General features: G+C 41.3%; 11 protein-coding genes. 10 read left to right on the top strand and 1 reads right to left on the bottom strand.

Annotated elements, in window-relative coordinates:
• Nucleotides 1-2 precede the first annotated feature (2 nt).
• The 10 genes from ACEN82_RS19230 to ACEN82_RS19185 all read left to right on the top strand — a co-directional run bounded on the left by ACEN82_RS19230 (nucleotide 3) and on the right by ACEN82_RS19185 (nucleotide 11,290).
• Complete coding sequence (locus ACEN82_RS19230) at nucleotides 3-1,385, top strand: NADH-quinone oxidoreductase subunit N (RefSeq protein WP_413321445.1); 1,383 nt, start codon at nucleotides 3-5, stop codon at nucleotides 1,383-1,385.
• A 55-nt stretch (nucleotides 1,386-1,440) separates the two neighbouring features.
• The gene (locus ACEN82_RS19225; protein WP_090533894.1) at nucleotides 1,441-2,085 is read left to right on the top strand and encodes a DedA family protein; all 645 of its coding nucleotides are present in this window, start codon (nucleotides 1,441-1,443) and stop codon (nucleotides 2,083-2,085) included.
• Between the two features lie 33 nt (nucleotides 2,086-2,118).
• Nucleotides 2,119-2,667 carry an inorganic diphosphatase gene (locus tag ACEN82_RS19220; protein WP_090533892.1) on the top strand — a complete coding sequence of 183 codons (549 nt, stop codon included), beginning with the start codon at nucleotides 2,119-2,121 and terminating at the stop codon, nucleotides 2,665-2,667.
• A 4-nt stretch (nucleotides 2,668-2,671) separates the two neighbouring features.
• The gene (locus tag ACEN82_RS19215; protein ID WP_090533890.1) at nucleotides 2,672-4,012 is read left to right on the top strand and encodes a hemolysin family protein; all 1,341 of its coding nucleotides are present in this window, start codon (nucleotides 2,672-2,674) and stop codon (nucleotides 4,010-4,012) included.
• 14 nt (nucleotides 4,013-4,026) lie between these two features.
• Nucleotides 4,027-4,734 carry a 16S rRNA (uracil(1498)-N(3))-methyltransferase gene (locus ACEN82_RS19210; RefSeq protein WP_413321446.1) on the top strand — a complete coding sequence of 236 codons (708 nt, stop codon included), beginning with the start codon at nucleotides 4,027-4,029 and terminating at the stop codon, nucleotides 4,732-4,734.
• Nucleotides 4,734-5,396, top strand: coding sequence for a DUF4159 domain-containing protein (locus ACEN82_RS19205; protein ID WP_413321447.1), 663 nt, complete (start codon nucleotides 4,734-4,736; stop codon nucleotides 5,394-5,396). Before ACEN82_RS19210 ends, ACEN82_RS19205 begins: the two co-directional genes overlap by 1 nt.
• A gap of 228 nt (nucleotides 5,397-5,624) precedes the next feature.
• On the top strand, nucleotides 5,625-6,125 hold the full coding sequence (locus ACEN82_RS19200; RefSeq protein ID WP_413321448.1) for an acyl-CoA carboxylase biotin carboxyl carrier protein subunit: 501 nt from the start codon (nucleotides 5,625-5,627) through the stop codon (nucleotides 6,123-6,125).
• Nucleotides 6,126-6,277: 152 nt separating this feature from the next.
• A complete protein-coding gene (locus tag ACEN82_RS19195; RefSeq protein WP_413321449.1) occupies nucleotides 6,278-9,307 on the top strand; it encodes a SusC/RagA family TonB-linked outer membrane protein in 3,030 nt (1,009 codons plus the stop codon).
• A 16-nt stretch (nucleotides 9,308-9,323) separates the two neighbouring features.
• On the top strand, nucleotides 9,324-10,730 hold the full coding sequence (locus tag ACEN82_RS19190) for a RagB/SusD family nutrient uptake outer membrane protein (RefSeq protein ID WP_413321450.1): 1,407 nt from the start codon (nucleotides 9,324-9,326) through the stop codon (nucleotides 10,728-10,730).
• Between the two features lie 173 nt (nucleotides 10,731-10,903).
• The gene (locus ACEN82_RS19185; protein ID WP_413321451.1) at nucleotides 10,904-11,290 is read left to right on the top strand and encodes a nuclear transport factor 2-like protein; all 387 of its coding nucleotides are present in this window, start codon (nucleotides 10,904-10,906) and stop codon (nucleotides 11,288-11,290) included.
• Nucleotides 11,291-11,358: 68 nt separating this feature from the next.
• Here ACEN82_RS19185 and ACEN82_RS19180 read toward each other — a convergent pair whose 3' ends face one another.
• On the bottom strand, nucleotides 11,359-13,017 hold the full coding sequence (locus ACEN82_RS19180; RefSeq protein ID WP_413321452.1) for an SUMF1/EgtB/PvdO family nonheme iron enzyme: 1,659 nt from the start codon (nucleotides 13,015-13,017) through the stop codon (nucleotides 11,359-11,361).
• Nucleotides 13,018-13,245 lie beyond the last annotated feature (228 nt).

Genomic DNA, 13,245 nt, shown 5'->3' with positions numbered 1-13,245 from the left:
GAATGAATACTATAATCATCATATCTGTTTTACCTATAGTGCTGCTGTATTTAGGGCTATATAAAGCGCAAAAGGCTTTGCTGCCCGTTACTGTTATAGGATTGCTGGCTGCCTTGGGTTTTGCAATTTGCCAATGGACTTCAAAAGATACAGCTGAGCCGCTTTATACCGGCATGCTGTTGTTCAATAATTTCTCGGTTGTATTTTCAAGCGTTACCATTATATCTACTATCCTGATCCTGTTGCTGTCAAAAGGTTACTTTGAGCGTATCAGCAGGCACACGGCGGAATATTATGCTATTATCCTGTTTTCACTGACAGGCATAATCGTAATGGTATCGTTTAATAACCTTGTGATGCTGTTTATCGGCATCGAGATCATGTCGGTGAGCTTATACATCCTGGCGGGTATTAAAAAGAGTGATTTCGCTTCAAATGAAGCAGCTTTGAAATACTTTTTGATGGGTGCTTTTTCAACCGGTTTCCTGCTGTTTGGTATGGCGCTGTTGTACGGATCGTCAGGTTCATTCAATATCGATACTATCAGGGAGTATGTAATTAACCATCCACATATCGATCCTATGTTTTATACAGGCATAGCCCTGATCATTGTAGGTTTATGTTTTAAAGTAGGTGCAGCCCCCTTTCATTTCTGGACACCGGATGTATACGAAGGTGCGCCTACGCTGATCACGGCTTTCATGTCTACAGTAGTTAAAACGGCGGGGTTTGCAGCTTTCCTGCGTTTATTTTCAGCCTGTTTCCAGCCATTGTCTGACTTCTGGACACCAATAATACTTGTAATCACTATTATTACCTTATTTATAGGCAATATCACCGCGTTGTATCAGCAAAGCTTTAAGAGGATGCTTGCATTTTCAAGTATCTCTCACGCCGGCTACCTGTTATTTGCAATCGTGTCATTAGGCGCTGCCTCAGGTAATTCGGTATTTGTATATGCGACAGCATACTCGATAGCTTCAATCATCGCGTTTGGCGGTTTAATATTAGTACAGCAACAAGGTGGAAGTGATAACTTTGAAAGTTTTAATGGTTTGGGTAAGAAGAACCCGTTCCTTGCCTTTGTATTAACTGTAGCCATGCTTTCATTGGCGGGGATTCCGCTTACTGCAGGCTTCATCGGTAAATTCTTCATGTTTTCAGGAGCGGTAAGCCGTTATCATATCGGTTTAATTATTATAGCTGTGATTAACGCTATCATTAGTATCTTTTACTATTTCAGGGTCATCATCGCCATGTACTTCCGTACCGACGAACGCGCAGAGCTTACTGTGCCGGTTTATTATAAAGTAGTATTCGCACTTTCAGCTCTCGCTACAATCCTTATTGGTGTTTATCCCGATCTTATAGCCCGTTTCATATAATCGGTATTGATAACTGCAAATTGATATAATATTTGTAGTTTTACAGATATAGTGAATGGAAAGTTTCTGGGAATACCTTCAAAATTTAACTGACGCACAATCCATAATAAGCAGGGGTGGTTTTTATCTCTTGCTTATTGTTGTTTTTGCTGAAACCGGTTTATTCTTTGGTTTCTTTCTGCCCGGCGATTACCTGCTGTTTATGGCTGGGTTATTGTGTGCCGCTGGTAAAGTTGATGTTTCTATAACTACGCTGGTATTGTCATTGATAGGCGCCGGAGTATTAGGCAATTTTACCGGGTATTGGTTTGGTTACCGAACGGGGCCGGTATTATTCAATAAAAACGACTCACTATTTTTTAAGCGGCGCTACGTAGTACTGGCCAGTGAGTTTTACAACAAACATGGAGGGATGGCGCTTATTTTAGGGAGATTTTTCCCTATTGTTAGAACATTTGCTCCTATATTTGCAGGTGTTGTTAAGGTTGATATTAAAAGATTTTCGGTTTATAACCTTATTGGCAGCGTGGCCTGGGTATGTGTATTTACGCTGGGCGGTTTTTTTTTAGGGCGAAGGTTCCCTCAACTGCAGGATTATCTGCAATACATTGTACTGGGATTGATAGTAATTACAACAATTCCGCTGGTTATTGCTTATGTTAAAAAGAAACTTCGTGAAAAAAACGAAAAAATAGATTAGTTAATAATTTTATATACTATATAATAAAGATAAATGAGTACTCTGCATCCATGGCACCAGGTTTCACCAGGTGATAATATCCCTGAAATAGTAAACGCTATTATTGAAATTCCAAAAGGATCAAAAGCGAAATATGAAATTGATAAAGAATCAGGCTTGCTGAAGCTCGATCGTGTGTTATTTTCATCTGTAATGTACCCGGCTAACTACGGCTTTATCCCTCAAACCTATTGCGATGATAAAGATCCTTTGGATATCCTTGTACTTTGCTCAATTGATGTTTTCCCAATGTCTATCATTGAGGCTAAGGTAGTAGGTGTAATGCACATGGTTGATAACGGTGAGCAGGATGATAAGATCATTGCGGTGGCTAAAAATGATATGTCGGTAAATTATATTAACGACTTAAACGAATTGCCTCCACATGCCATGACCGAAATTGTTCGCTTTTTTAAAGACTACAAAAAATTAGAAGGCAAAAACGTAACCATCGAACATTTGTTAGGTGTGCGTTACGCACATAAAGTGATAAACGAAAGTTTGGAGCTGTACAAGTCTACGTTCCCTGTGTATCAATCTTAAATAAATGGACCCCGCACATTACGAGATTAGCTTATTTTACATTTTCGCTACCATATTTTTGGTTTTACTCAATGGCTTTTTCGTAGCTGCGGAGTTTGCCATGGTAAGGGTTCGGGGTTCGCAAATTGAAATTAGGGCTAAAGGCGGCAGCGGCGTAGCCAAAGTTGCCCGGGGCATATTGCATAATTTGGATGGCTACCTGGCTGCTACACAGCTGGGTATTACCATTGCTTCACTGGCCCTTGGTGTTGTGGGCGAGGAGGTTGCGACCAACCTTGTGATCCGCGCTTTCCTGAGCGTAGGCATAACCCTTTCTCCCGGTTATATTACGGCCAGTCATATCCTGGCTTTCAGCTTTATTACCATCATGCACATAGTTTTTGGTGAGCTTGCGCCTAAATCGTTAGCTATCCAAAAATCGGTACGTACAGTGATGGCTGTTTCATTGCCGCTCAGGTTCTTCTTTGTGGTTTTCAGGCCATTTATTTGGGTGCTTAATAATTTCGCAAATTTCATCCTGAAATTGTTGGGCATAAGTACCGTTGAAGGCAGCGAAACCCATCACAGTTCGGAAGAGCTGCAATACTTATTGGAGCAAGGTAAGGAGACTGGTGCACTTGATTCAAATGAGCACGAACTTATCCAGAACGTGTTTGATTTTAACGAGCGGGTGGTAAAAAACATCATGGTACCACGTACCAAAATTTCGGGAGTAGATATTGCTTCAACCAAAGAAGAGCTGCTGGATATGATTATCAACGAAGGTTATTCGCGGATGCCGGTTTATGACGATGTGATAGATAAGATCATCGGTATTGTACACGCCAAAGATATTTTGCCACTACTGGCCCGCAATGAAGAAATCGTACTGAAAGATATTATCCGCAAACCGTATTTCATCCCCGAAACCAAAAAGATCAACGATCTGATGGCCGAATTGCAACAAAAGCGTATCCAGATAGCTATTGTACTTGACGAGTTTGGCGGCACCGCCGGTATGGTTACGCTGGAGGATATTGTAGAAGAATTGGTTGGCGAGATCCAGGATGAGTATGATGAAGAAAAGCCGATTGTCGAAAAAGTAAATGAGCGTGAGTTTATAGTTAATGCGCTTGCATCTATTTACGATGTGAACGAGCATTTACCACATGATTTACCTGAAGATGGCGACTTTGATACCGTATCGGGCTGGCTTGGAGATATCTTCGGAAAGATCCCCGATGTAGGCGAGCAGAAAGAATCGAACGGGTACAATATCACTGTACTGAAAAAATCAGACCAGAATATTGAATCAGTTAAACTCGAATTACTGATAAATGAAGAAGATGCAGTAGATTTACATTAATCTGCTTTTCCAAAATGCAACTTTTTTATACGCCTGATATTGACGCCTCGCATCCCCAATACTTTCTGAGCGAAGAGGAAAGCAAACATGCTATACGTGTGCTGCGCCTTGAAGCAGGCAGCGAGGTACAATTGATTGACGGCAGGGGCGGTTTATACACAGCCCTGATCCATGACGCGCACCCCAAGCGTACCATTCTTAAAATTACATCAGTATCTACCGAATTTGAAAAACGCAACCATTACCTGCACCTCGCGGTAGCTCCGACCAAAAATATCGAACGCCTGGAGTGGTTTTTAGAGAAAGCTACAGAAATAGGTATTGATGAGGTGTCATTAATTATCACCCAGCGGTCGGAACGTAAGGAAGCCAAAACAGAGCGTTTAAATAAAATTATTACGGCGGCTATCAAGCAATCCCTTAAGGCTTATCACCCCATATTAAATGAGCCGGTAACGCTAAATCAGCTACTTGATAAACCTTTTGAGGGGCAAAAGTTTATTGCCCATTGCGAACCCGGAGAGAAATTCAATCTGAAAGACGAAATAACCCCGCAAGGCCGTTATTTAATATTGATAGGCCCGGAAGGGGATTTTGCTCCGGCTGAGATTGATAAGGCTTTACAAAACGGTTTTAAACCGATATCTTTAGGTACAAGTCGCCTACGTACGGAAACGGCTGCGCTGGGGGCTTGCTTTGAGGTGAATTTTTTAAACAGGTGATGAAAAGAATAAGGTTAGCATTGGTTGTTTTATTTGCAGCTATAGCAATGAGCAGCTTTAATGCCCCTGCCTATAAAATTGCACGCCTCAAATACAGCGGCGGCGGTGATTGGTATGGCGACCGTACAGCGTTACCTAACCTGATCAAATTCTGTAACGAAAACCTCAAAACCAATTTTGATGATGATGATGAGGTGGTTGAGGCAGGTAGTGCTACTTTATTTAATTATCCTTTCACTTTTATGACAGGGCATGGTAATGTTATCTTTTCCGATCAGGAAGCCCGTAACCTGCGTAAATACCTCACTGGCGGCGGCTTTTTGCATATAGACGATAACTATGGGCTCGATCAATATATCCGCCCGCAAATGAAAAAAGTGTTTCCCGAGCTCGATTTTGTTGAGCTGCCGGTTAATCATCCCATCTACCATCAAAAATATGACTTCCCGAACGGCCTGCCCAAAATTCATGAACATGATGGTAAGCGCGCCCAGGGTTTTGGTTTGATATACAAAGGCAGACTGGTTTGCTTTTATACCTATGAGTGCGATTTAGGCAATGGCTGGGAGGATTATGGCACCTATGCCGGCGATACCCAGGAAGCCCGCCAAAAGGCCCTCAAAATGGGCGCGAATTTAATTCAGTATATTTTTACTCAATAGGAGCTGCTCTTATCCGCAGCTTTCAATTCTTTTAACGCTATTGGAGATGGAATTTACTTGTTGCTGTATTGCAAGTGAAATTATACAGGGTTTACTAAAGGTTTTATATAAAGCAATTGGATAATATTAAACTATAAGCTTTTTAAATTTTACTTTCAGCTTTTATATAATATGTTTAGCTTTATATCAACCCCTAATATAAACCGCTTATCCTCAAATCCAAACCCTATGTATAAATTGAGTATTAATGACAGTTACAGTATTGAAGCTGAAAAAACCGTTGCGGCAGGCTTACTTATTAACGGGGTTAAAAGTGAAGCCGATATTAAACAATTAAGGCCGGGAATCTATCATGTTATTGAAAATAACCGCTCATACAATGTCGAGATAGTTAATTTTAACGGTAACGATAAAACTGCTGAAATAAAGGTTAATAACCATATTTATCATATTACCGCTAAAGATCAGTTTGATATATTACTTGATAAGCTTGGATTTAGTGATTTAAACAGTGCCAGGATTAGTGAAATAAAAGCCCCCATGCCGGGTTTGGTGTTGAAAGTATTTGTAAATAAAGGAGATATCATAAAAAAAGGTGATAATCTCTTTGTGCTTGAAGCCATGAAAATGGAAAATATTATCAAATCGCCGGCTGATGTTATTGTAGAAAAGATATTAATAAAATCAGGAGATAAAGTTGAAAAAGGACAAATCTTAATATCGTTTTAACTGAGTGTTATAGCTTAAATATGCGATAATAACATTTTTGCAATGAACTGAACGTAATTTTAAGGCTTTTGTTGTTTCTGCACATTTTTTTTACGAACTTACTTTCTTAATTAACAATATTAACTTTTATGAAGAAACATCTACTAACAGTCATGTTACTGTTTTCTTGTATGGCTATGGTTTTTGCTCAAAACCGGGTTATTACAGGTAAAGTAACCGACCAGAAAGACGGCTCGCCCTTACCGGGAGTAAGCGTAACCGTAAAAGGAGTTGCCGGACTTGGCACCCAAACCGACATTAATGGCAGTTACAAATTAAGCGTACCTGCTATCGCCAAAGTTTTGGCTTTTAACTTTTTGGGATACCTCCCTCATGAAGTTTCAATAAATGGAGCCACCGTAAATGCGCAATTAGCTACCGATTCAAAAGTGCTTAACGAAGTTGTAGTTGTAGGATATGGTACACAAAGCAAGCGTTCGTTAACAGGCTCTGTTTCAAAAATTAAGGGCGGCGATATAGAGAATATTCCTGTACCAAGCCTTGAATCGGCTATACAAGGCCGGAGCCCTGGTGTGTATATTCAAGCCCAAAACGGTAAGTTAGGGCAAGGGATCCAGGTCCGGGTACGTGGTGCATCTTCTGTATCAGCCGGCAGCCAGCCATTATACGTTGTTGACGGGTTACCGATCACCGTAGATGATTTTTCGAGTAACGGAGCATCCACCAATCCACTTGTGGATTTGAACCAGAATGACATTGAGTCTATTGATATCTTAAAGGACGCTTCTGCTGCAGCTATATATGGTTCGAGAGCGTCAAACGGCGTTGTTTTGGTTACCACAAAAAAGGGTAAAGCAGGTTCAACAAAAATTACTTATAATCAATACTATGGTTTTAGTAAGCCGACCCGTGAGCGTGAATTTTTAAACTCAAAAGAATATCTAAAGCTTGTTCAGTCAGCTGCTGTTGCGGGTGGTTTGGAAAGTTATGCGAAGACCCGCTTAATCAGGTATGCAGCAGGAAATACAGATTACGCAAATACAAGTGTAAATACCAATTGGCAGGATCAGATTACCCAACATGCTCCGGTTCAAAACTATAACCTCGTATTTTCGGGAGGAACTGAAAAAACAAAGTTTTACATATCTGGCACTTATAACGATCAAAAAGGCTGGATACTGAAAAACCAGATCAATCAATACAGCCTACGTACAAATATCGAAAACCAAGCTAACAACTGGTTGACAATTGGGGCTAATTTGAGTGTTTCGCGTACGCAAAACCATCGTTTGGATAATGACAATGCTTTTTCTACTCCTGAGCAAATCGTGGCCTTGTCGCCTATCACACCAGTAATTGATCCACGTACAGGTTTATTAAGTGGTCAACTTGACCCGGCTACGGGATTACCCAATAGTAATTTTCCTGTATATTTTAATCCGCTGTTAAATTCAGAGAATAGCTATTTCATTACTACTGACTACAGAAATCTCGGTAATGTTTTTGGAGAGATTAAAATATTACCGTCTTTGACTTTCAGGAGTGAAGTTGGAGTTGACATTTTAAATTCGACTGAAGATAATTATTCAGGTAGTCTTACTGCCCGTAACTCGGGTACTAATAATGGGGTGGGTCTTAATTCGTCGGTAACCTCTATTAACCTTAATACCAATAACTTTTTACATTTCCTGAAAGATTTCGGGAAAAGTAGCATTGACGCGGTGGGTGGTATGACCTATCAAAGGCAACAGAATGACCTTAATTCGTTAAATGGCGAACAATTTCCGAGCGACGCTTACAAGAAGCTGACCAGTTCTGCAAGTATCACCAGTGCTTTGTCGTCCTCTACTGCTTATTCATTGCTTTCATATTTTGCAAGGGCTAACTATAAGTATCACGATAAATATTTATTGTCATTAAGCGGTCGTATAGACGGCTCATCAAGATTTGGTGCCGACCATCGTTATGGTTTTTTTCCGGCAGGTTCCGTTGGATGGGTGGTTTCGGAGGAGAATTTTATGAAAGATCAAAAGGTTATATCTGATCTGAAAATAAGGGGTAGCTATGGCTTAACTGGTAACTCAGAGATTGGTAATTTCCCGGCCCGGGGGTTATATTCAGAATTCGGTTACGCCGGTGTTGCCGGAGCAAGGCCTACACAATTGCCAAACCCCGGTTTAAAGTGGGAAACCACAGCCCAAACAGATATAGGTTTGGATATAGCTTTCCTTGGAGGTCGTTTAGCGGGACAGTTTGATGTTTATCTAAAGAAAACCAAGGACCTGTTATTAAATGTACAGGTACCGGCAACTTCAGGATTTACCACTATCACACAAAATCTTGGTAAGTTGCAGAACAAGGGTTTGGAGATTCAGATAGATTCAAAAAATCTTGTGGGTAAAGTAACCTGGAATACAAGTTTTAATATCTCATTCAACCGAAATAAAATTACCGACTTGAAAGGTCAGGTAATTACAGGTAGTGGCGATGCTGTCAACCGTGCTATGGAAGGGCAGCCTCTGGGTGTATTCGTGGCTCCTGAATTTGCGGGCGCTGATCCGGCTAATGGGGACGCCTTGTATTATAAAAATACCGATTTAGGTGGTGGCAAGAGAGACCGTACAAAAACCAACGATTACAACCAGGCAGTACCTGTTGTGGTTGGTAATCCTAATCCCCAATATATAGCAGGCTTAAATAACAGCATAAGTTACATGGGCATAGATTTTAGCTTCCTGTTACAATCTGTGAACGGAAATCAGATTTACAATGGCGCCGGCCAATATATGTCGGTTGGTTTTAACAACGGTTTTGATAACCAAACCCGCGATCAATTGCAGGCTTGGACAAAGCCCGGCCAGATCACCAACGTACCTGAAGCGCGTTTGTTTGGCGGAAATGGTGTTAATCCAAGCTCAAGGTTCCTGGATGATGGTTCATATGTGCGTTTGAAAAATGTTGTGTTAGGATATAACTTTCCAAAGGCGTGGATAAGCAAGATTAAATTATCAAGCTTAAGGGTTTATGCTCAAGCTACTAACCTGGCCACCTGGACAAAATACAAAGGCTGGGACCCGGAGCTGAATTCGGATGCATTTTCGGGAAATATTACCCAAGGGTATGATTTTTATGCAGCACCGCAGGCTAAAACTATAACTTTTGGTATAAACGTGGGATTTTAATTTAAGCTGAAGAACAATGAAAAAAACTAAATATACAATTATAGCATTGAGTACATTAGCAATGCTATATAGTTCCGGCTGCCAAAAACAACTGGATATAAAACCCCAGGATTCTGTTGAGCAGGACCTTGCTATTAAAACTTCAAAAGATGTTCAGGGCGTACTTGTTGGTGCTTATACGGCCGCCGGCTTAAGAGGCCTATATGGAGGCCGGTTTCAATCAACCACCGACTTTTTAGCTGACGATGGCGACTTTTCATATTTTGGAACTTTTTCAGAATATACTGAACTGGCAAATAAAGCGATAACCGTTAATAATATTTTTGTTGAAGGTGTTTGGGATAGCGGGTATAATGCTATTAACGTGTGCAACAACGTTTTGGCCAACTTAAATCTGGTTGATGCTGCTAATAAGGATAGAGTGGAGGGTGAAGCCAAGTTTTTGCGGGGCATGATCTATTTTGATTTGGCAAGGGTGTTTGGTAAAGCATGGAATGATGGAACGCCGGCTTCAAATCCGGCTGTACCCATAATATTAACTCCAACAACTTCGATCCCTGGTATTCAGAAACCATTACGCAATACAGTTGCTGAAGTCTATGCACAAGCCATAAAAGATCTTACAGACGCAGAAGCAAAACTGGATACATATAAAACATCATTCGCTAACTCCCCTGATGCTTCAGCGGTACTTGCACGGATATATTTAACACAGGAAAAATTTGACCTTGCCGAACAGGAGGCTACAAAAGTTATTGGTTCAGGTTTATACTCTTTGGTTCCTGTTTTTAAGGATGAGTTCCAAAATTATGAACAGGCAACACGTGTGTTTAATTCAAGTGAAGATGTGTTTGCTATTCAGATATCACCTCAATCAGGTTTCAATGCGTTAAACGAGGTGTTCGCCAGTGCCGATTTTGCAGGCAGGGGAGAAACTGTAATTAATCAACAACACTTTGACAGGTATGAATCGGGAGATGCAAGAGCTGATGAGTTTTATAATGATGGCGATAATTATACCGCTAAATTTAACAATAAATTTGGCAACGTGATTGTGATGAGGCTTGCCGAAATGTATTTGATCAGATCAGAAGCCAGGTCGCAAAAAAACACTCCCGATTTTACAGGTGCTAAATCTGATTTGAATGTTGTAAGGAACCGGGCCGGATTAGGAAATACAACCGTTGCGAGCACCAAACAAGCATTGCGCGATGCGGTAGAAGTGGAACGCCGTGTGGAGTTGCCATTTGAGGGTTTCAGGCTATTTGATTTGAAACGCTATAAAGGAAGTACGGTTACTACAGACGAGGACGGAAATGTAGCAGATACGTTTGAGTGGAACTCGCCAAAATTGATCTTCCCAATCCCGAAACGCGAGCGTGATGCTAACCCCAACTTAACGCAAAACGAAGGATATCAATAAGAATTGTATTCTTTTAAATGTTTATATCCCGGTGGTAGCTTATCACCGGGATTTTACTTATTAAAACTAAGTAAGGCTTGTTAATTACTCCGATTTAGTTTGTTGACCAAATCGGGTTTAGCTGCTATTTGCAACTTTACCTATATTAAACAGAATAAAAGAGCTAAAACACCATGAAAGATGAGCAAATCCTTACAGCCCTGAATGCCCACTGGCAAGCATCGGCCGCTGGCGATATCAACACAGAGCATGATATTTACGATGATGATGTGATCTGTGATTATCCCCAGTCGGGTGAGCGAATTTTTGGGCGAATTAATTTACAGGCCTTGCGCGGGCATCATCCCGGTAAACCATCAGGTTTCCGTGTCAGGAGGATTCTGGGAAAAGGCGATACATGGGTCACGGAATATATGATCAACTACCAGGAAAAGTCGGTCTACACGGTAAGCATTATGGAGTTTCGTGAGGACAAGGTAATACATGAAACACAATACTTTGCCGATCCCTTCGAAGCCCCGGCCTGGCGAAGCCAATGGGTTGAGCCGATTGATGGATAGATAAAACTTTAAAACAAATAAGGCCTCTCATCGCTGAAAGGCCTTGTTTCAAATATCTGTTATAAAAATTATCTTGTTTTAAACGGTTTAGCTTTTTTAACCGGGTAATGTGGTTTGCCATTAGGGTTAATTTCAGGAGCGCCAACTAAGGTCATTGCACAGCGGAAACCAACCTCGGCACTCGCCTCGTCCTGATCCATAAAACGACGGGTAGCAGGGTTTAGCCAAAACGCCATATCGTTCCATGATCCACCTTTGTACACTTTAGAATGGTCGTTAACCAGCGTGGTTGTGCCGTAAAGAGCTTTATTAACTTCATCTTTTTCGCCCCTCGCATCCGGGTTGTAAGCTTTACCCGAGTTTTTAGGCAGCAATGAATCAATCGGTAGCGAACCTGGTTGAGGAGTTGCAAGCGGCGCGTTTGGATTGGCGCTTTGCGCGACTGTATTTTGTTGCTGTAAAGCTAAAAGTTCGCTGTATTTTAGTTTCTTATTAGCATGTGCGGGATCTTTGATTGGCTTGCCATATTTATCTTTTGCATAAAGTCCTTTGCTTGGATCTGCAAGGCGTTTGTTTGAAAACTCATTACCGCGGAAAGGGTTAAAATCTTCAAACTCCTCAAATGATGTTTGGCGGTAGGTATCAGCAACCCATTCGTTAACATTACCCGCCATGTTATATAAGCCAAAATCATTAGGTGCATATGAACGTACAGGGGCGGTAATGTCTGCCTTATCGTTCAGGTAACCGCCAACACCGGCGTTATCACCGTTGCCGCGTTTAAAGTTTGCCATGATCAGGCCGCGTGTTTTCTTTTTTGCCGAACGTACACCCATACCGTTCCATGTATATATTTTGCCATCATCGATGTTTTCAAACTGGGTGTTTCCTGCAAGGGCCAATGCTGCATATTCCCATTCGGCTTCTGATGGTAAGCGATACGCTTGCTTAAGGATCCCGTCTTCCATACGTACAGGCCTAACGGCTTTGCCGCCTTTTCCTGTACCTGCCTGGGCATTAGGGCTCAGGTTAGGCATCATTTTTTTACCATCGATGCCTGCCCCGGTCATCTGGCCGTTCAGGTAAATATCAGTATTAAAAGGTTGTCCGTTCGCTGCAATGCCGGCGTCACCGCCACCACCTTTTTTGCCCATATCTTTCCACGCTACCATTTTTCCGGTTTCGCGTAAAATGTTTTCGTTGGTACGGTCGGTGCGCCATGAGCAATAATCCTGTGCCTGGTCCCAGGTTACGCCTACAACAGGATAATCCTGAAAAGCAGGGTGACGCAGGTAGTTATCTACATATGGCTCATTATAAGATAAGGGATGACGCCAAACCAATGTATCCGGCACCGCATTGTAATATAACTCACGATCCTGTGGGAAAGTAATGTTTATCCAATGCAGGTAATCAAGCCAATCCTGATTCGATACTTCGGTTTCGTCCATGTAAAAAGAGGGTACGGTAACCCTGCGGCGTACATTATTGTAATCGTAAGTTATGTCCTGGTCGGCACTGCCTCCCATAACAAAAGTACCACCCTCAATAGGTACCAATCCGGGTCCTGGCGATGGATGGCTTTGCCTGAAACGCTCATAACCGCCGTTATTTTTATCGTTATAAGTTATACCCGTTTTTTGCGATTGCTCACGTTTACTGCAGCTACTCATCACGGCACCTAAAGCCAACAATCCCAGAGCAGTTTTAGTAAAAAGTATTTTCATATTTTTACAGTTATATTAAGTGGTAAATTTATAAAAAAATGGATACAGTGCTTATGCTAATGAACCATTATTTAGAAATAAATACTACAATTATCAGGGGTTTTAACGAAAAATTGATGAAATTAGTTGCGTTGATTTAAATTTTTGATTTAACTTTCAGCGAAAGTGCGGACTTGAAAATGTGAAGCAAGTCATGGTCCTATGTTTATAAAATACAAATTGTTAAAA

The organism is Mucilaginibacter sp. Mucisp73 (assembly GCF_059491465.1).
The sequence above is the reverse complement of the archived record's forward strand: the minus strand, read 5'-3'. Positions and strand labels throughout refer to the sequence as shown.